19 protein-coding genes are annotated in these 18616 nt (G+C 60.5%); 7 read left to right on the plus strand and 12 right to left on the minus strand.

Features of this window, described 5'->3' with window-relative positions:
- The first annotated feature begins 61 nt into the window (after window positions 1-61).
- Together LRO94_RS03990 and LRO94_RS03995 are read left to right on the plus strand one after the other, a co-directional pair.
- Window positions 62-547, plus strand: a complete 486-nt coding sequence (locus LRO94_RS03990) for a prepilin peptidase (protein WP_179179568.1) — start codon at window positions 62-64, stop codon at window positions 545-547.
- 116 nt (window positions 548-663) lie between these two features.
- Window positions 664-1452, plus strand: coding sequence for a response regulator transcription factor (locus LRO94_RS03995; protein WP_032887159.1), 789 nt, complete (start codon window positions 664-666; stop codon window positions 1450-1452).
- Here the strand turns inward: LRO94_RS03995 and LRO94_RS04000 are convergent.
- From LRO94_RS04000 to cpaB, 8 genes are read right to left on the minus strand one after another with little or no spacing between them, the layout of a single operon-like run.
- The gene (locus LRO94_RS04000; RefSeq protein ID WP_032887136.1) at window positions 1449-1721 is read right to left on the minus strand and encodes a DUF3613 domain-containing protein; all 273 of its coding nucleotides are present in this window, start codon (window positions 1719-1721) and stop codon (window positions 1449-1451) included. The two genes, LRO94_RS03995 and LRO94_RS04000, sit on opposite strands and share 4 nt — an antisense overlap.
- On the minus strand, window positions 1718-2458 hold the full coding sequence (locus tag LRO94_RS04005; protein WP_032887135.1) for a tetratricopeptide repeat protein: 741 nt from the start codon (window positions 2456-2458) through the stop codon (window positions 1718-1720). The genes LRO94_RS04000 and LRO94_RS04005 overlap by 4 nt, the downstream gene beginning before the upstream one ends.
- 11 nt (window positions 2459-2469) lie before the next feature.
- Window positions 2470-3354, minus strand: coding sequence for a type II secretion system F family protein (locus LRO94_RS04010; protein ID WP_032887134.1), 885 nt, complete (start codon window positions 3352-3354; stop codon window positions 2470-2472).
- 1 nt (window position 3355) lies between these two features.
- A complete protein-coding gene (locus LRO94_RS04015; RefSeq protein WP_032887133.1) occupies window positions 3356-4240 on the minus strand; it encodes a type II secretion system F family protein in 885 nt (294 codons plus the stop codon).
- A 10-nt stretch (window positions 4241-4250) separates the two neighbouring features.
- On the minus strand, window positions 4251-5522 hold the full coding sequence (locus LRO94_RS04020) for a CpaF family protein (protein ID WP_032887132.1): 1272 nt from the start codon (window positions 5520-5522) through the stop codon (window positions 4251-4253).
- Window positions 5519-6709, minus strand: coding sequence for a pilus assembly protein (locus tag LRO94_RS04025; protein ID WP_032887131.1), 1191 nt, complete (start codon window positions 6707-6709; stop codon window positions 5519-5521). Before LRO94_RS04025 ends, LRO94_RS04020 begins: the two co-directional genes overlap by 4 nt.
- Entirely contained in the window at window positions 6706-7923 is a 1218-nt protein-coding gene (locus LRO94_RS04030) for a type II and III secretion system protein family protein (protein WP_032887130.1), read from the minus strand. The genes LRO94_RS04025 and LRO94_RS04030 overlap by 4 nt, the downstream gene beginning before the upstream one ends.
- Window positions 7924-7940: 17 nt before the next feature.
- Entirely contained in the window at window positions 7941-8888 is a 948-nt protein-coding gene (gene cpaB / locus LRO94_RS04035; RefSeq protein ID WP_122756797.1) for a Flp pilus assembly protein CpaB, read from the minus strand.
- 315 nt (window positions 8889-9203) lie between these two features.
- Between cpaB and LRO94_RS04040 the strand changes: the two genes are divergently transcribed.
- The 3 genes from LRO94_RS04040 to LRO94_RS04050 are packed head-to-tail and all read left to right on the plus strand — an operon-like array spanning window position 9204 to window position 10062.
- Window positions 9204-9395 carry a Flp family type IVb pilin gene (locus LRO94_RS04040; RefSeq protein WP_032887128.1) on the plus strand — a complete coding sequence of 64 codons (192 nt, stop codon included), beginning with the start codon at window positions 9204-9206 and terminating at the stop codon, window positions 9393-9395.
- A gap of 26 nt (window positions 9396-9421) precedes the next feature.
- The gene (locus LRO94_RS04045) at window positions 9422-9610 is read left to right on the plus strand and encodes a hypothetical protein (RefSeq protein ID WP_032887127.1); all 189 of its coding nucleotides are present in this window, start codon (window positions 9422-9424) and stop codon (window positions 9608-9610) included.
- Window positions 9611-9663: 53 nt separating this feature from the next.
- Window positions 9664-10062, plus strand: coding sequence for a response regulator (locus LRO94_RS04050; RefSeq protein WP_032887125.1), 399 nt, complete (start codon window positions 9664-9666; stop codon window positions 10060-10062).
- A gap of 125 nt (window positions 10063-10187) precedes the next feature.
- On the opposite strand, the gene LRO94_RS04055 is transcribed toward LRO94_RS04050, so the two are convergent.
- The 4 genes from LRO94_RS04055 to LRO94_RS04070 all read right to left on the minus strand — a co-directional run bounded on the left by LRO94_RS04055 (window position 10188) and on the right by LRO94_RS04070 (window position 16188).
- Complete coding sequence (locus LRO94_RS04055; RefSeq protein WP_122753900.1) at window positions 10188-11870, minus strand: ShlB/FhaC/HecB family hemolysin secretion/activation protein; 1683 nt, start codon at window positions 11868-11870, stop codon at window positions 10188-10190.
- 183 nt (window positions 11871-12053) lie between these two features.
- Window positions 12054-13688 (minus strand): collagen-like triple helix repeat-containing protein, encoded by a 1635-nt coding sequence (locus tag LRO94_RS04060; RefSeq protein WP_179179567.1) that lies wholly within the window; start codon window positions 13686-13688, stop codon window positions 12054-12056.
- Between the two features lie 305 nt (window positions 13689-13993).
- Window positions 13994-14842 carry a MaoC family dehydratase gene (locus LRO94_RS04065; protein WP_032887122.1) on the minus strand — a complete coding sequence of 283 codons (849 nt, stop codon included), beginning with the start codon at window positions 14840-14842 and terminating at the stop codon, window positions 13994-13996.
- A gap of 2 nt (window positions 14843-14844) precedes the next feature.
- Window positions 14845-16188, minus strand: coding sequence for a 3-oxoacyl-ACP reductase (locus tag LRO94_RS04070; RefSeq protein WP_179179566.1), 1344 nt, complete (start codon window positions 16186-16188; stop codon window positions 14845-14847).
- A gap of 105 nt (window positions 16189-16293) precedes the next feature.
- On the opposite strand from LRO94_RS04070, the gene LRO94_RS04075 reads away from it, so the two are divergent.
- Together LRO94_RS04075 and LRO94_RS04080 are read left to right on the plus strand one after the other, a co-directional pair.
- Entirely contained in the window at window positions 16294-17571 is a 1278-nt protein-coding gene (locus LRO94_RS04075; RefSeq protein ID WP_099602166.1) for an acetyl-CoA C-acetyltransferase, read from the plus strand.
- Window positions 17572-17705: 134 nt separating this feature from the next.
- Window positions 17706-18605 (plus strand): PA4780 family RIO1-like protein kinase, encoded by a 900-nt coding sequence (locus tag LRO94_RS04080; protein ID WP_032887119.1) that lies wholly within the window; start codon window positions 17706-17708, stop codon window positions 18603-18605.
- Window positions 18606-18616 lie beyond the last annotated feature (11 nt).

Here is an 18616-nt window from a genome sequence, read left to right on the forward strand (position 1 = left end):
CCCTGACAACCACTACCTGATATCAGCATAGAATCATTCAGCGAAAAGGGATTTTTTTTACGTGATTCATAGCCTGTTGCTGTTTGTTTGGCTGGCGTTATGCGCCGTGCAAGATATCCGTCAACGCCAGATCGCCAACCGCCTGACGTGGGGTGGGCTGCTGCTGGCGTTGGTTTATTTGCTCTGGAGCGGGTCCACCTGGCTAGGGGCATCCGCTGCCGAGGGCGGGTGGGCGTTTACCCTGGCGCTGCTGTTTACCTTGCCCGGTTATGCCTTAGGTCGGCTGGGCGCGGCGGATGTGAAGTTATTGGCGGCGTTGGCGTTGGCAACCAACAGCCAGTACTTGCTCGGCACGTTTGTCGGCGCAGGGCTGGCGAGTGTTGGGTGGTTGTTGGTGGCGCCCAGGATGTGGCCGCTGATGAATCAAGGAGTTAGAAACGCTCTTTGTCACCTTGAGCCGCGGGCGTCAAACAAACAGCCATTTGCGCCCTTTTTGTTCGTCGGATTTGTACTCGCTTGGGCTTGGATCCCATTAGTCGTGACGTAGCCTAGTGCTATGTACATAGTAAGAAAGTACGTCTACGTTTAAGGGTGAGTTGTACGGAAAATAAGCGGTTGGAATGGAACGGTTGGTCTTTGGCTTGCCCAGGCATGGAGTCGCGCGTGAACAAGCTTACCTCTCTAGTGAAAGTGCTCGTTGTCGATGATCAACCTTTGATCGTGGAAGAGCTGTGCGAATACCTCGAAAGCAGCGGCTATCGCTGCATCCCATGCCATTCCAGCCTCCAGGCTGTAAAACGTTTCAGCGAAGACGCTGACATCGGCCTGGTGCTGTGCGACCTGCATATGCCGGAAATGGACGGTATCGAGTTGGTGCAGGCGTTGCAGCGTTTGGCCGGTAAACAGCGTGCCTTTGAATCCATCATGCTGACGGGGCGCGCCGACAAACAAGATGTCATCAAGGCCCTGCGCGCAGGAATCGCGGACTATTATCAAAAACCGATCAATCTCCCCGAGTTGCTCGAAGGGTTGCAACGTCAGGAGGCGGTGCTGCAGGAACGGCATAAAAGCCTTGAGCTGGGGCACCTGAACCAGAAGCTGCAATACCTGTCGGCGTCCATCGATGACCTCTATCACGATCTCGACAAGGTGCGTAGCAACCCTCAATCCTCCATCAGCGCCACCGAGGCGCAGGGGGAGGGTGAAGCACTTGATGTGGAGATGCCGGTTATTTTCAAACAGTTGTCACCACGTCAATTGGACGTTGCACGGCTGGTGGGCAAGGGGCAGACCAACTACCAGATTGCCTGTGAGCTGGGCATCACTGAAAACACGGTGAAGCTCTACGTCTCCCAGGTGTTGCGCCTCACCCACATGCATAACCGCACGCAGTTGGCGCTGGCGCTGTCACCGAGCAATTCGGCGATACGCCAGCGGGTGACCGCCCACTAGTTGCTACCGCTCGGCGAGGTACCGCCTTGTTTCTGATCGTAGTACTCAGGAATAGGGTGCTTGTAGCTCTCTATCAGGCGCAGCATGGCGCCCTCGCGTTCAGCGGGGGTCGCCTTCTGCGGCTTGGACGACGCCAGTTGGCCGCTGACCTGCAGCTGTAGCCAGCCTTCAGTCTGTTTCTGTTGAGGCGAAGACGGGCCGGGCTCAATGGCCATGGCGGTCAGGGGCAGCGTTGCCAGCAGCAGGTTGGCGAGCAATGCGAGTTTCATCTGGATTCTCCCTGATTGACTGACTTGATAGGCGCCTGCAAGGCATCTCTGACCGCCGCTATTTGATCCTTGGCGGGCGACGCAGGCGAACGCTTGAGTTGCTGCGCCCGGGCCTGGGCCTGGCTGACTTGAACGGGGCTCAACCCCATGCGACTGACCACTTGCGCGGCCTGCCCCCAGTTGTCCTGGTAGATCAGCAGGGTCACCAGGTTAATGGCGGCCAACTGATTGCTCTGGTTGAGCTCCATGGCAGTGAGGAACTCGAAACGTGCATCGTCCATACGCAGTTGGTTGAGGTAGACCACCCCCAAGTCATTGCGGATTTTTTCATCGGTAGGCGAGAGCTGGGCGGCCCGTTGCAAATGGGCCAGTGCTTTACCGTTGTCGCCCTTGGCGACGGCGAGTTGCCCGAGTCCATGTTCGCCTTCAGCCGACAAGCATGTACCCAGCAGGGTTTTGTACAACGGCTCTGCGTCGTTGCGCCCTAACAGCCGGTAGACCTTTGCTTTGCGCAGGCGTACTTGAGGCAAGGAGTCCGGCAGATTTTGCAGATTGGCCAGGCTGGCGTGCAGCTTGCCGTCGTTGGCCATGTCGTCGGCGAGGTTCAGCGAAAGCTCCTGGTCGGCGCTGGGCTTGGAGCAACTGCCGTTAGCGGCGAACCCGGACCAAGGCGTCTGGCCCAGGTTCGCGCAGCCGCTCATGAGCAACAAACTGCACGCGGCAATCAGTGTTTTCATCGGTTGTCCTTTCAAGGCCCCATGGCCTTCGAGATGGCGATAAAGCCGGGACCGGCCAGTACGATCAGTAACGCCGGAAACAGAAAGACCATCATGACCACGGACATCTTGGCCGACATCTTGGAAATGTATTCCTGCATGCGCGTCAGGCGCCGGTCGTCCAGCAATTGCTTGAGTGCCTGCAGCGACTTCATGGCGCCGCCGCCCTGATGCAGCAGCTGTTGCAGAATCGTACAGGTGTCGCTGAACTCATCGACGCTCAGCATCAGGCTGGTTTTGTTCAACTCTTCGCCAAGCTCCAGGCCCGAGTCCACCCTGGCCAGCACAATGCGCAATTCCGAAGTGAGTACCGGCAGCAGCTTTTGCGCTTCTTGGGACATCACGCGCAAGGTTTGCTCAACGGCCATGCCGGATTCAAACAGGATGCGCAGCAGCGGAATGAAGGTCGAGATTTCCTGGGTGATCTGCTCCTGGCGCCGTTTGGCCAGCGACGCGAGCACGCGCTTGGGCAGCAGGTAACCGGTGGCCAGCCCGAGGAAGGGCGCTAGCCAAACGGGGTCCGCATCAGGGAAAAACACGCTTTGTATCAGCAGCGTCAGGCCCAGCAGTACCAGTGGTGCGCCCACTTGGCAGGCGGCGAACATCGAGCGCTGCCCGGCCTTGCGCCAGCCAATACGGTTGAGCAGGGTTTGGGTTTCGTTGTCGAGGCTGATGGTGCGTTGGCCAATCCGGGTGTTGCCCAGCGTGCGCAACCATCGGCCTATCTTGTCTTCACGCTCGGTCTCGCCCTGCAGCCGAGAGGTGACCACGCGCTGTTGACGACGGTGAGCCAGGACGTTACCGACCAGCAGTAACGTCGCTGCGAAAAACAATACTGCGCTGATCAACATGGCCATGTCAGACGCTCCTCAGCATGCGCCACAGGGCGATGCAACCGAAGACCTGCATGGCGAAGGCACCAATCAACATCCACCTGCCGCTGTCATCGGCCCACATACCCACCAAATACGTTGGATTGGTCACCAGGAAGTAACCGGCCACGCTGATCGGCAGCAACGCCAGCACCACGGCGGTCACGCGAGTCTCTCCCGTCATCGCCCTGAGTTGGCGAGCGCCCTGGTCCCGTTCGCGGATCATTTTGATCAGATTTTCCAGCAACTCGCTGGCGTTGCCGCCATAGCGATGATTGACCTTCAACCCCAGGGCAAAGAGGCGCAGCTCATCCTGTTCGTAAAACTCGGCAAAGTCGTGCACCGCATCCGGCAGGCTGACCCCGAGGATGACATTGCGCTTGATGCGTCCCATGGACTTCTTCAGCGGGTCATCACTGGCTTCAATGCCACCCAGCACGGCGTCCGCCAGCGTGCGGCCGGATTTGAGGCTGCGTACGGCGTGATCGAGCAACTGAGGCAACTGCTCAATCATCCGACGCAAACGGCGTTGATAGCGCAGGGCCAGGTAGAACCGCAGGATCAGTGGCGGCAGTACGACCATCGTCAGCAAGCCCAGCCATTCGGCAGCCAGGAAACCGAGCGCCACGCCAAAGCCCCAAAGCATGAGCCATAGCCCCAGGCGTTCGGTGGGCTTGCCCAGGCCGGCACGGATGAACATACGTTCAAGGCTGGTCACGACGGCCTTGTCATTCACTGCCTTAGGTTGGCCCTGGCCCAGTCGCTCCATCACACGCTCGGCCTGTGCCTGGCGCAAGCCACTGCGCATCATGTGCGTCGCCAGCAACAGCATGCCCAGAGAGATCAATGCGAGCAGGATCGGACCGATCATCGGGCGGCTCCTACAACGGCAGCGGGATTTCGCGGCGCAGTTTGTCGCCGGCGGGGTTGATGGCTTCGCGCAGGAAACCGAAGCCGGTGCGCTTGTCATGCCGGAACAGCGTGTTGGTGACGTACACGTCATCACGCACGCCCACGACTTCCACCACTTCACTGACGCAACGGCGACCGTCGGGCAAACGCGTCAGTTGGATCACCACATCCAGTGCCGCGCAGATCATCTGGCGCAGGGTTTTCTCCGCGACCACGCGGCCGGTGAGTCCCACCAGCGTCTCCAGGCGCAGCAGCGCATCCTGTGCGTTGTTGGCGTGCACGGTGCTCATCGACCCGTCGTGGCCGGTGTTCATCGCCGTGAGTACATCGAGCACTTCCACGCCACGAATCTCCCCCAGAATGATGCGGTCCGGGCGCATCCGCAGGGCGTTGCGAATCAGGTCGCTGGCCTTCACTTCGCCGTGCCCTTCGGCATTCGGCGGGCGGGTTTCCAGGCGTACTACGTGGGGGTGGCCCAGTTGCAGTTCGGCCACATCTTCGATGGTGACGAGCCGCTCATGGGGGTTGATCAGTTGGCTCAGAATGTTCAGCAGCGTGGTTTTACCGGTGCCGGTACCGCCGCTGATCAAGATGTTGCAGCGCTTGCCCACGGCCTCTTGGAAGAACTCGAAAATCAGTTGATCGATGGTCTGCATGGCCATCAGGTCGCTGCTTTTGAGCATGTCCTTGCGAAACTTTCGGATCGACAGGCAGGGCCCGTCCAGGGCAATCGGAGGAATGATCGCATTGACCCGACTCCCGTCCGGCAACCGCGCATCGACCATGGGTGACGACTCATCCAGTCGTCGCCCCAAGGGTGCGAGGATGCGTTGCATGACCCGCTCTACATGGTGGTCGTCGATAAAACGCAGGTCGCTTTGGTGCAGCAGGCCGTCGCGTTCGACGAACACTCGGTGGGGGCCGTTGACCAGGATTTCAGTAACGGATGTATCGCGCAGCAGCACCTCAAGCGGCCCGAAACCGGTGAGTTCGTCGACGATTTCTTCTGCCAGGCGCTCCATTTCATAGCGGGAGATCGCCAGGTGCATGCGGGTGATGTACTCGGCGACTTTATCCATCACAAATTGCGCCAAAGATTGGCGCGTGCCTTCCAACAGGTTTTTCCCCGACTCCTCTATGGCATCGATGATGTAGCGGTGCAGGACCAGTTTGAGGCCGTCGTGATCGGTGTTGTCGACGGTGCCGCGTAAGGGCGAACCGAACAGTTTATCGCTGCTCATTTCGTACTCCAGAGACGGGTAAGCCAGTTGGCCGGTGGTTTCTCAAGGCCTTCGGAGCGTTTGGCCAGGCGCTCGCCAAGGGTGCGCAGGCCTTGGGTGAGCGGCTCGCGGGGCGATAACGCAAATAAGGTCTGGCCCTGATTTTTGGCATTCAGGCGGATTTCCGCGCTCAGGGGCAGCACGGCAATCACTTCCAGGCCGAAGGTCTTGCCCAGCGCTTCGGCCTCCGGTGCGGCGCCTTTGATATAGCGGTCGACCAGCAGACGGCCGTGCTCCAGTTTCATGCCTTTTTCACGCCATCGATTGAGCACCGCCAGGTTGCGTCGGCAGTCGAGCACGCTTTGATCGGTGCACCACAGCAACTTGTCGCAATGGCTGACGAAGGTGCGCAGCGCTTCGCTGTCCGGCTGGCCGGTAAGGTTTACGACAATGTGCTGGAAGTGTTGGCGCAGGGCGCTGAGCAGCATGTACAGCTCGGCAGCGCTGGTTTGCTCCAGCGATTCGTCGCCGTCGGTGTAGGCCAGAATGCGCAGACCAGCCTCGGCCGAGGTAAAGGCGCTGTTGATCAAGGTGGCATCCAGGCGTCGTAAGTGGCGCAGGGCATCACCGAAGTGAAACGAGCTTTCCAGGCCCAACAGCGCCAGGCTGTCGCCCCGAGGCAGTCCCAAATCCAGTACCAGGGTTTGCTGCCCGCTTTTTTGCACCACTTGCGCCAGGTGGGTGGCCAGTAATGCGCCGTCGGTACCGCATTGGGTGCCATAGAGCACCGTCAGGCCACCCAGGTGAGTGGTGTGGCTGACCGTCGGCAGGCGCTTGCTCAGGCGTCGAACCAGGCCGGCCACTTCACTGGAACGCGAGCCATAGGCGACAAAGTCGCGGGCGCCGGCCCGCATGGCATTGAGCACGAGTTGATTGTCCATGCCGTCGCCCAGCGCGACGATGGCCAACATGGGTTTGGCCTCCAGTGCCCCTTCAATCAGGGCACATTGCGTGGTGACGTTTTCACGGTCCAGGCCGATGAAGACCAGGTTGGCGAAGGTCACGTCGACCAGTGCCAGCAGTTCGTCCAGACTGCCGCCGCCGGCACTGACCACTTGGCCCAACGGTGCAAGCGCGCCCTGAAGCCACTCCAGATCGGTGCTGTTACGCGTTATTGCCAGAAACGTTTGGCTCAGGCTTTCGCTCATTGGGACAGCCCCGTGCGACGGTCGAAGTTGCCATTTTCAAGGAAAAACAGGCGGTACCAATTAGGGTCGTAGCTGCGCAGCTTTTCGCCGGGCAGCGACGGCAACTGCGCATCGGCCGCCAGGGGTTGTACGAGGTGGGGTGTGACGATCATCAGCAACTCTTTTTCCTCGCGGCTGATGTTGGAATCGCGGAAGAACGCACCCAGGATCGGGATGTCGCCCAGGCCGGGAAATTTGTTGATGGTGGAACGGTTGTTGGTACTGATCAGGCCACTGATGACGAAGCTTTCGCCATCGGCCAGGGACACGCTGGTGTCGGTGCGACGCACAGTGAGTGCGGGTACCTGAATGCCCTGGATCTGCACGGCGTTGCTGTAGTCCAGTTCGCTGACCTCCGGTGCGACCTTGAGGGTGATGCGGTTTCGATCGACCACGGTGGGGGTCAGGGTCAACCGAATACCAAACTCCTTGTACTCGATGGAGATGGTGTCGCTGCCGGCGCTGGGCACCGGCACAGGCACTTCGCCCCCGGCCAGGAACGTTGCGCTTTGCCCGCTCAGGGCGACCAGGCTGGGTCGCGCCAAGGTGTAGGCAAAACCGCTGCTTTCCAAGGCATTGATCATCGCCGACACGCGCCCGCCGCCGAAGCCGATATTGAAGTTGGAGGCGCTCACCGGCAGAGCCAAGGTGTTAGCGCTGGGCACCGCGAGGTTGGGGCTGCCGATCAGGAAGTTTTTGCCAATCCCCAGGATCGAGGTGCTTGCCTCCTTGAGCTTGGTGCGACTGACTTCGACGAAGCGGATATCGGTCTGTACCTGGCTCGGCAGCAAGGGGTCGTCCGAGGGGGACAGCGACAAGCTGGTTAACGCTGAAGTGGCTTTGCCTTTGACGAACACCATGCTCTGGCGTGGGGTGTTAGAGCACGCGGTCCAGATCATAAGGCTGGTGGCGCCTTGGGAGATGCCAGTCAGCAGGAACGCCTGGTTGCCGTTGACTTGAACGTCGGCGATTTTGGGGTCGCCGACCGCCAGGCGGGTAATGGCAACCGGGGATTGCATGGCTTGTTGCATGCCTTCACCGACTTCGAGCGTCGCAGGAAGCTTGCCCAGGCTGGCGCAGTTGCCCGGTGCTGCCTGTGCGATCGCGATGGGCAGCGTCAGGGTGACGAGGGCCCAGAACGCTCGTGAAAAAAACCTCAGGGAACGACTGCTCATTCAAGGCATCCTTAGCGCTATCTGGGCGTTTGTTGAGTAACCTGGTTGCCGCGTATCACCTCGACACCCGAGCGACGTGGAGCGCTGGTGGTGGCCGATGGGCTGAAGTTGCTGGTGGGTGGTGCAGTAAAGGCCAACTGATTGAACTGGTAGAGGTCGCGCTTGGCGTTGTCGAGGTTTGCCGCTGATTCATTGGTGCCCGACCAGTATTGGCTCAAGCGTTGTTCGTCAGCGCTGCGCAGGGCCAGGCGCATTGCACCGGCTTGCGTGGCAAGCACCAACCGACTCATCAGTTGTTCTGGAACGGCCAGCAACACGGTGCGCGCACTGGCACGGCTCTGTTGTTGCTTGGCTTTGTCTTCGGCCGTTGTTGCTACAGGGGAGCCGGGTTTACCGTCATTGGTCAGCCCGAGTTGGTCACCCACTCCAAGCAGGCGAAGTGCGGGGACTACGGTTTGCGCCGAGGGTTGCGGGTTACCGTTTTCCTGGCGCAGGTACAGCATCACGTCAACATAATCACCCGGGTTCAATTGCCCAGCGGCGCCGGTTACTTCATCCACGGCAACGGCCAGCGCGCGTTCGTCAGAGCGGATCATCCGGGCGAGGCTTCCGCCAGCCTCGAAGCTTTGTTCGGTCAGCCAGGTTCCGGCTTCCAGGCTGCGCCAAGGCGTGCGTCCGATGGCTTGCTCCAGCGTGGTGAGGCTGCCAGCCGGTGCAGTGCGCAGTTTTTCCAGGGTCAGGTCGGCGGCGGTGAGGGCGACGAAGGGCGGCACGTCGTGGGCAAGTACCACCACGGGTTGACGTGTCGGGTCTTCGACGGGGGCCACTGAAGAGGGGTTGGCAACGGGCTGAGCAACCACGGCGGCCGCCGGTTCCGGACGGCTCAACACGAGGCCCCAATAACCGGCAATCAGCGCTCCCAACAAGAGCAACCCGGCCAGAATCATACTGATGCGACTGCTCATAAAGGCTCTCCCTTTCCCACTGCAGAACCTGCTGTCTGGTCCATCCAGCACTGCGCAATCAGTTCACTATCAAGGTCTAACTATTTCGCTATTTGAAGGTAGTTCAGCTAGGACGAAATGCCATTACTCCTTGGAAAATTTCTCTTCATTAGTGGGAAATAAGGTTCTTCAGGCGTCATCGATTTGGCTACTACTTTGTGATTAGTCGCTTATTACAGTTGTTGGGAGTGGATTTGCCGACAATGCTCTAATGGCACAGCGAGATCATGCTGTAGCCCAGCTACATCAGCGCCCGGAGCGCAAAGGAGAAGTCAAATGTTCCTTGACGTCATTCGCAAGGTGTTTATCAAAATCCAGATTTTGTCTTACGGAAGAGAGGGGGCCTCCGGTATCGAATATGCAATTGTCGCGGCGATGTGTGCAGCGGTGATCGGGCTGTTCATGACGCCCATCAGCACTAAAGTGAAAGCCATTTTTACATCGATTCAGACCGGTATCGGCACTTGAGCTTTTAACCCTTGTTGGAGAGTCGCATGTCAGCAATTGGCAAGGTGTTCTTAAAGCTTCAACTGATGGTCTGCGCCAGGGATGGCGCTTCCGGTATTGAGTACGCCATTGTGGCTGCCATGTGTGCAGCTGTGATCGGTATCTTCATGACGCCCATCAGCGACAGAGTCACTGCGCTGTTCAAGTTGGTCGAAGCCAGTATCTTGTCCACTTGATCAATGGCGCGATACGACTACCCTGAGTGCACGTTTAGTATCAGGATCCTTACATGAGCCCCATGTCGTCCCCCCGGCAACAAATCCTGTTAGTGGACGACGAAGAGGACGCGCTGATCGAGCTCGCCGAATCCCTCGGAAACGAGGGGTTCGTGTGCTTCACGGCAACATCCGTCACCTTCGCCCTGCAAGAGTTGACACTTCACCCCGATATCGCCTTGGTCATCACCGACCTGCGCATGCCCGAGGAAAGCGGTATCTCCTTGATCAAGCGCCTGCGCGAACACACCTCACGCTCGCACCTGCCGGTGATTGTGATGTCCGGTCATGCCGAAATGGATGACGTCAGCGACATGCTGCGCCTGCAGGTTCTGGATCTGTTTCGCAAGCCGATTTACCTGGTGCGGTTGATTGATACGTTGGACAGCTTGTTTCCTCTCAGCAAGCGGTAGGGCTTTTGGGGACTGCTGCGCAGTCGAACACGAGCAAGTCCGCTCGCCACAACAAGCCCTCTTACCACAGCAAGCTCGTCTGCCGCAGAACCCCGCTCAGCCTAAACTGAGCGCTGTAGGCCTTGTCAGAGTTGATAGCTGAAACTCAACGTATACCGCGGCTGGCGGTTGAGGCTGTCGAGGGCCTCGTCCGACATCGGCTTGGCCGCTTCGAGCGCGATGTTGTAATACTTCGCGTCGCCAAAGCGCAGGCCCACGGCGGCTGAAGACAGGTTGTTGCCTTTGATGGGCTGGTCGTTGAACCAGGTCTTGGCACGGTCGAACACGATGTAGGGTTGCAGGATTCTCACCCACTCGCCGGCACGGTTGTAGCTGTAGTTGATCTCATAGGCCATGCCCCAGCCCTTGTCGCCCGAGCCTTGATCATCGGGGTAGCCACGACCGAAGTTCTGCCCGCCGAAGGTGGCGCGCTCGCTGTCGGGCAAGGTGTCGTCACTCCAATAGAGCGCTCCTGACAGCACGCCCTGAACGTTGCCGAACAGCTTGTTGCTTTGCACGCCCGACAGGCGCAGGCGGAAGAAGTCCAAGTCAGGTTTGAGGCCTTCGAGGTCGCTGCGTGTCTTGGCGCCCATGCCGTCGATGCCTTGGTACAGCCCCGCGCTGAGGATGCGTAGTTGGTCGGCGTCGGCCTTGCGCCAGTCGCCTTCGAACGCCACGGCGCGCAGGTTGGTTTCGATGTCAAAGCGCTGGGGAAATCCCACCAGTTGATAGCGGGTTTTCTGGTCGACCCCATAGAACCGCGTGCCCAGGGTCAACGACTCGGTGGGCGAGGCGATCAGCGGGTGACTCAGGCCAATGGAGAATCGGTCGATTGCCTGATGGGGCTTGAGTTCGAAGCCGCCGCCCAGTTGCAGGTTGGTGCCGGGGTCGGCGCGATAGCGTTCACCGGATAGCACCAGTTGGGTGCCTTCGGCATTGACGAATTGGCTGTAGGCCGCGCGGTAGTAGTGTTCTTTGTCGTCGCCCGGTGGGAACAGGCCGCTCACGCTCAGTTGTTCACCCATGGCGGTCTGGGAATTGCTGGTGGCGGTTAACAAGGCTTGCGTGCCGCCACGACTGGCTTGGTTGAGGCTCATGCTGGTGGTGAAAGGCTTGCGGCTGGCAGTGATCTGCATGTGGGTGCCGCCGTCGGTGGTGCCAGGTGGCGGCACTTGCGCTTGCAAGGTGACGCCGGGGATCGCGCCCATGAGTGTGGTGTAGCGCTCGAAGGTTTTACGGGTCAGTGGGCGCTCGGCCTTGAGTTTGTCGGCGAGCTTTTCGACGTAGGACGACACTGAGCCAATATCGCCTTGTACTTGGTAATCGCGGATATAACCCTCCACCAGAATGACGTGCACCAGGCCGTCATCGAAGCGTTGCTCCGGCAGGAACGCATAGGACAGCAGGTAGCCGTCTGCCTGGTAGCGCCGGGTGATGCTGCGTGTCGCCTCGATCAATTGGGCCAGGTTGGTTTCGTGGCCGATCAAGGGCTCGAACGCCAGGGCAACGTCGTTGAGCGGGTAGACCGTGCCGCCGTCGATCTGCAGTTTGCGAATGGTCACCTTGGTGTCCATCAGCAACGGTTGCGCCTCACTCGCCGCGGGGGTGGGCAGCTGCGTTTGCGGGGTGTTTGGGCGGTAGGCATCGGCGGGCAGATTGGGCACCGGCAGGTTGCGGATGGTGTCGTTGCTATTGAGGAAGCTGGGCAGGGTATCGGCGTGGGCGTAAGCACTGAGGGTGAGCAATAACAACGGTGTCAAAGCGCGCATAGGACACTCCATGGTCAAAGCAGCAGCGTTTCGCAGGTGCCCGCCGGGCTCTGAAGGCGCGGTTCGGGTGTTTTTCAGGGGCCGTTCAGTGGCCCTAAAAAAAGACGAGAGATTTATTAGATCTCTCGTCTCAACCAAGCGTAGGCGCTGTAGGTGAGGCCGTCTAATCGGCCAGGTGCAATTCTATTTTTTGCCGGTGAGGCCACCGAGCAACCCCCCCAGGCCACCGCTGGTGCTGGCCCCGGCACTGCCACTGGCGCCGGCAGATGCGCTGCCGCCCAGGTTCAAGCCGCCGCCGAGCAACCCGCCGCCGCTGGTACCGCCGGTGACCAGGCCACCCACCGACGCCACGGTGCCGCCGACAGCGCTCACGGTGCCGCCCAGGGCGTTGGTGACCGGGTTGGCATTGGCGCCGCTGATTTTGCCGCCCAGGCTGTTGACGGCGCCGCCGACGTTAGTCACCAGGCCATTGACTGGCGCGCCCAGGCCGGTGGCGTTGCCGACGTTTTGGGTCAGGCTGGCGATGCCACTGGTGGCAGGGTTAAGTGCGCTGCCGAGGTTGGTGGTCACCGCCATGATCGGAGCGCCCGCGGCGGTGTTTGGAGTGCCGCTGCCGCCCAGCAAGGTGCCCAGAGATGCCACCGTGCCGCCGGCGCTGGCGCCGGTGACGCCAGCAGCGCTCACCACGCCATTGGTATTGCCGGCGTTGAGGCCGTTGCCGGCGCCGGCGATGACACCACCGATCAGTTCCGGCAGACCGAGTTTGATGCCACTGCCGCTACCGCCGCTGTTGCCGGTGGCTGGGTCGACATAGCCGCTTGCGGTGCCGACCACGGTGCCGACGCCATTGAGCAGGTTACCCACGGCGCCGGTCACAGGGTTACCGGTGCCGCCAGCGCCGGCGACTTTATCGCCGAGGCCATCGACGGTACTGCCGACTTTATCCAGCAGGCCGCCGACCGGGCTGTCCAGGCCCGTTGCGTTGCCAACTTTGCCGGTGGTTTTTTCCACCAGCGAGACGACCGGCACCAGCACTCGGGCGCCCACGGCATTTGTCACATTGCCCAGCGGGCCGGTGGTGCTGGCGGTGCTCAGGGTATCGCCGAGCATGGTCACCACTTTGCCGACTTTGTCGACCGCGCCGCCCACCACTGGCGCAGTTGCGCTGACCACGGGCACTTTACCCAGCAGCGTGCGCACGTTAGCGCCGGTGGTGCTGACGCCATCGCCCAGATCGGAAACACCTTGGCCTACGCCGTCGAGGGTGTTGCCCAGTGCATTGCTGTCAGTGCCCAACGAGCCGAGCCCATCCGACAGGCCGTTGCCGATGCTGCCGACCGCAGTGCCGGTGGCCACCACCAGACCTTGGGTGGTCGCGCCAACAATCGGCAAGCTGCCGAGGGTGGTGCCGAGACTGCTGACGGTGCCGCCCACGCCGGTCACGGTGTTGCCCAGCGTGTCGACGACGGTCGCGGTGACCAGTGGCGTGGTGGTGCCGCCACCAGTGCCTCCACCGGTACCGCCACCAGTACCTCCACCGGTACCGCCACCGGTACCGCCACCAGTACCTCCACCGGTACCGCCACCAGTGCCTCCACCGGTGCCTCCACCGGTGCCGCCACCAGTACCTCCACCGGTACCGCCACCAGTGCCGCCACCGGTACCTCCGCCAGTACCTCCACCGGTTCCGGCAGTATCCGAAGAGGAGGAGCCGCTACTGTGATGCCCGCCACCACCGCTGCTGCAGCCACCGAGTGTCATTGCTATTGCCAGGGCCAACGCGGTACTTGCTTTCCAAAACACTACTTGAGTTTTCATGATTGAATTCCTTGCACCCGTACAACCTTAGTTGTCTTCAAACGCTCGTTATTTCTTGGGATAGCGATGCGTTTGTCCGTAGGTCTATAACAGACCCGGGTGCGTGTTCCCTCAAGGCTCAACTTGGTATTAACGATTTATATAGAGGGCGTGAGGTGTGTGCTTAATGACTAGTCGTAAGGGTATAAGGGGAGGGCGTATCAAGATGTATATGTCTATTGAATCAGTCGCTTAGATAAACAAATAGCGGACTTTTTCAAGTCCGCTATTACTTATGGCGTATATATACAATTAAGCAGGTTTTGTTATGCGATTGGCCGCCATTTCCCCACCATATGTTCAATATCCCCCGCGCCTTTCAACAGTAATTCGCCACTGGAGCCGGCGGTGCTGCTGTGCAACGTCACTTCGCTGGGCAGGCGCACCGGTTTTTTGAATACCACTTCGATTTCTACATTGGCAGCGGGCAGGTGCTCACCGAGTGCGGCCAGTGTGCGGGCCTTGTTCCACAGTCCATGGGCGATGGCCTGGGGGAAGCCAAACAACTTGGCGGTCGGGGCACTCAGGTGAATCGGGTTGTAGTCGCCGGAGACCCTCGCATAGCGACGGCCGATATCCGAAGGGGCCTTCCAGTGGGTCAGTTCGCTGATGTGTACAGGTGTGGGCTGGGTGTCATCGGCAGCTTCGCCTTCGAGTTTTACGCCTCGGCAGAGCATTCGGCTCTCGGCTTCCCACAGCACTCCGAGAGAATCTTCGACGGTGGTTACCACCTCAAAGGTTGCGCCCTTGGCGTGAGGTTGGAGGTTTTGCGCGTGCACGCTTATGAAGAGTTCGTTTACCCCGCCCAATGGGCGATGGATTCGAATGCAATTGCTCAGGTGGATCAACCCCAGCAACGGGAAGGGAAATGCCTTGGCCGTGAGCAGCTGCATTTGTAATCCAAACGCCAGGATGTGTGGGTAGGTCGCCGGTAGGATCGGGCTGTCGGCAAAACCGCAGACCTTGCGATACGCCGCGACGTCCTTGGGGTTGACGCTGACCCGGCAGCGCAGCCCCTGTTCAGGCAGTGTGCTGCCGGTAATCTTGCGCTTGAGCGCCGCTCGCCAATACAACGGCGGCAGAAACGGGGTATTGCCTAAGGTCTGCCATTCCATGCTCACGCTCCCAATAGACTTTGCCCGCACACCCGCAATGCTTGCCCGCTGACCGCGCCGGAACCGGGCTGGCCCAGCCAGGCCACAGCTTCGGCGACGTCCTGCGGCAAACCGCCTTGGCCCAGGGAGCTCATGCGGCGCCCGGCTTCACGCAGGGCGAACGGGATGTGTGCGGTCATCTGGGTTTCGATAAAGCCTGGCGCCACGGCATTGATGCTGATCCCGCGCTCCTTGAGCAACGGCGCCCACGCCTGCACCAGGCCGATCAAACCCGCCTTACTCGCGGCATAGTTGGTTTGCCCACGGTTACCGGCGATGCCGCTGATGGACGCCAGCACCACCACGCGGGCGTTGTCGTGCAGGCTGCCGCTGTCGAGCAGCGCTTTGGTCAATACCTGCGGTGCATTGAGATTGACCGCGAGCACCGCATCCCAATATTCCGGGGTCATGTTGGCAAGGGTTTTGTCACGGGTGATACCGGCGTTATGCACCAGAATATCGAGGCCATCGGGCAGGTGTTCGATCAACTGGCTGGCGGCGTCTTCGGCGCAGATATCCAGCACCACCGTGCGAGCACCCAGGCGCGCCGCCAGGGCTTCGAGGTCGGCCTTGGCCTGGGGTACGTCAAGGAGAATGACCTCAGCGCCGTCGCGGGTCAGGGTTTCAGCGATAGACGCGCCGATGCCACGCGCCGCACCCGTGACCAGCGCCTTGCGCCCGGCCAGTGGGCGGGTCCAGTCCTCAACGGGCGTGGCGCAAGCCTCCAGGCGAATCACCTGGCCGGAAATGTAGGCGCTTTTCGGTGAGAGGAAGAAACGCAGCGCGCCTTCCAGTTGGTCTTCGGCACCCTCGCCGACGTAGAGCAATTGCAACACACCGCCGTTGCGCAGTTCCTTGGCCAAGGAGCGGCTGAACCCTTCCAAGGCCCGCTGGGCGCTGGCGGCAAACGGGTCGCTGAGACTTTCCGGGGCGCGGCCGAGGATCACCAGGTGGGCGCTGTTATCGAGGTTTTTCAGCAGGGGCTGGAAGAACTCGCGCAGTTGCTTGAGCTGGTCGGTGTGTTGCAGCTCGCTGGCATCGAACACCACGGCCTTGAGCTTGGGGCCGTGCCCGGGAATCCACGTCGATGACTCGGCGCCGTAGGTATAAATCGCGTCGGTGAGTTTGTTGGCAAATGCCTGCACCTTGCTTGTCAGGGCTCCACCGCCCAGCAGCAGTGCACCGTCTACCGGGCGTAGGCGTCCGGCTTGCCAGCGTTCCAGGCGTACCGGTGACGGCAGGCCAAGGGCGGCGACCAGGCGATGGCCGAGGCTTGAGTTGGCGAAGTCGATATAACGGTCAGACATGGAACGCTCTCCGAAGGCTGGGGTTCAAAGGGTTGACCATCCCAGGGTAGCAGTCGTTCGACTAGGCTCAGTGATCAAGCCCATAACAGACAGAGGGAGCTTTCCATGACTCAATTGCGCCGTGTAGCGATCATTGGCGGTAACCGCATTCCTTTCGCCCGTTCCAATGGCCCCTACGCCACGGCGAGCAACCAGGCGATGCTGACCGCCGCCTTGGAAGGCTTGATCGAACGCTACAACCTGCACGGCCTGCGCATGGGCGAGGTAGCCGCCGGCGCGGTGCTCAAGCATTCGCGCGACTTCAACCTGACCCGCGAATGCGTGCTGGGCTCTCGCCTGTCGCCGCAGACCCCGGCCTATGACATCCAGCAGGCCTGCGGCACCGGGCTGGAGGCGGCATTGCTGGTGGCCAACAAGATTGCCTTGGGCCAGATCGAATGCGGCATCGCCGGCGGGGTGGACACCACGTCAGACGCACCGATTGGGGTGAATGAAGGGCTGCGCAAGATCCTGCTGCAAGCCAACCGCAGCAAATCCATGGCGGATAAATTAAAAGTCCTGTTACAACTTCGTCCCCATCACCTCAAACCAGAACTGCCGCGCAATGGCGAGCCGCGTACCGGTTTGTCCATGGGCCAGCACTGTGAGTTGATGGCGCAGACCTGGCAGATCCCCCGGGCCGAGCAAGACCAGCTTGCGCTGGAGAGCCACCAGAAAATGGCGGCCGCCTATGCCGAAGGCTGGCACAACGATCTGCTCACCCCGTTTCTGGGCCTGACCCGCGACAACAACTTGCGTCCCGACCTGACCCTGGAAAAACTCGCCGCCCTCAAGCCCGCCTTCGAGCGCAGCGAAAAGGGCACGCTCACCGCCGGCAACTCCACACCGCTCACCGATGGTGCATCTCTTGTGCTGCTGGGCAGTGAGGCTTGGGCGAAGGAGCGGGGGCTGCCGATCCTGGCGTATCTGCGCGATGGCGAAGCGGCGGCGGTGGATTTCGTCAACGGCGCCGAAGGCCTGTTGATGGCTCCGGTGTATGCGGTGCCGCGTCTGTTGGCGAGGAATGGCCTGACGCTGCAGGACTTCGATTATTACGAGATCCACGAAGCATTCGCGGCCCAGGTGTTGTGCACGCTAAAAGCCTGGGAAGATGCGGATTACTGCAAGACCCGCCTGGGGCTGGACGCGCCGTTGGGCTCCATCGACCGCAGCCGGTTGAATGTGAAGGGCAGCTCCCTGGCCGCCGGGCACCCATTTGCCGCCACCGGCGGGCGTATCGTCGCCAACCTGGCTAAGTTGCTGGATGCGGCGGGCAAGGGCCGAGGACTGATTTCGATCTGCGCGGCGGGCGGTCAAGGGGTGACGGCGATCATTGAGCGTTGATTGCAGCCGAAACTGGCATATAGGATGCATTCTTGAGTGGTCAAAGATCGGTAGCCCCTCCCACCGGCGAGCCGATTGCCGTATAACGAGTGCCATACGCGTATTTGGTAATAAAGGACCCACAATAAAAGCTGATGAAGACTCCTAAACGCATTGAACCCCTGATCGAAGACGGTCTGGTCGACGAAGTGCTGCGCCCTCTCATGAGTGGTAAAGAAGCAGCTGTTTATGTGGTGCGCTGCGGCAACGAATTGCGTTGCGCCAAGGTTTACAAGGAGGCGAACAAACGAAGTTTTCGTCAGGCATCCGAATACCAGGAAGGCCGTAAGGTCCGTAACAGCCGTCAGGCCCGGGCCATGGCCAAGGGCTCCAAGTTCGGTAAGAAAGAAACCGAAGATGCCTGGCAGAACGCCGAAGTGGCGGCTTTGTTCCGCCTGGCCGGCGCGGGCGTTCGCGTGCCCAAGCCCTACGACTTCCTCGAAGGCGTGCTGTTGATGGAGCTGGTGGCCGACGAGTACGGCGATGCGGCGCCGCGTCTGAATGACGTGACACTGGAGCCGGACCAGGCGCGCGAATACCACGCCTTCCTGATTTCCCAGATCGTGCTGATGCTGTGTACCGGCCTGGTGCACGGTGACTTGTCCGAGTTCAACGTACTGCTTACCCCCACGGGCCCGGTGATTATTGACCTGCCCCAGGCGGTGGATGCGGCGGGCAACAACCACGCGTTCAACATGCTGGAACGGGATGTGGGCAACATGGCCTCCTACTTCGGGCGTTTTGCCCCGGAGTTGAAGAAGACCAAGTACGCCAAGGAAATGTGGGCGCTGTACGAAGCCGGTACCTTGCACCCGGCCAGCGTCTTGACCGGCGAGTTCGACGAGCCGGAAGAGTTGGCGGATGTGGGCGGTGTGATTCGCGAGATTGAAGCGGCGCGGCTGGATGAAGAGCGCAAGCAAGCGATTCGGGCGGCAGATGATGCTCCGCCGAGCAAAGCGTCCGAAGAACCGCCACCGCCGCCTTGGATGCAATGATCTTCGGGTAA

Origin of the sequence: Pseudomonas sivasensis (assembly GCF_021391435.1) — a bacterium.
Taxonomy (GTDB): domain Bacteria; phylum Pseudomonadota; class Gammaproteobacteria; order Pseudomonadales; family Pseudomonadaceae; genus Aquipseudomonas; species Aquipseudomonas sivasensis.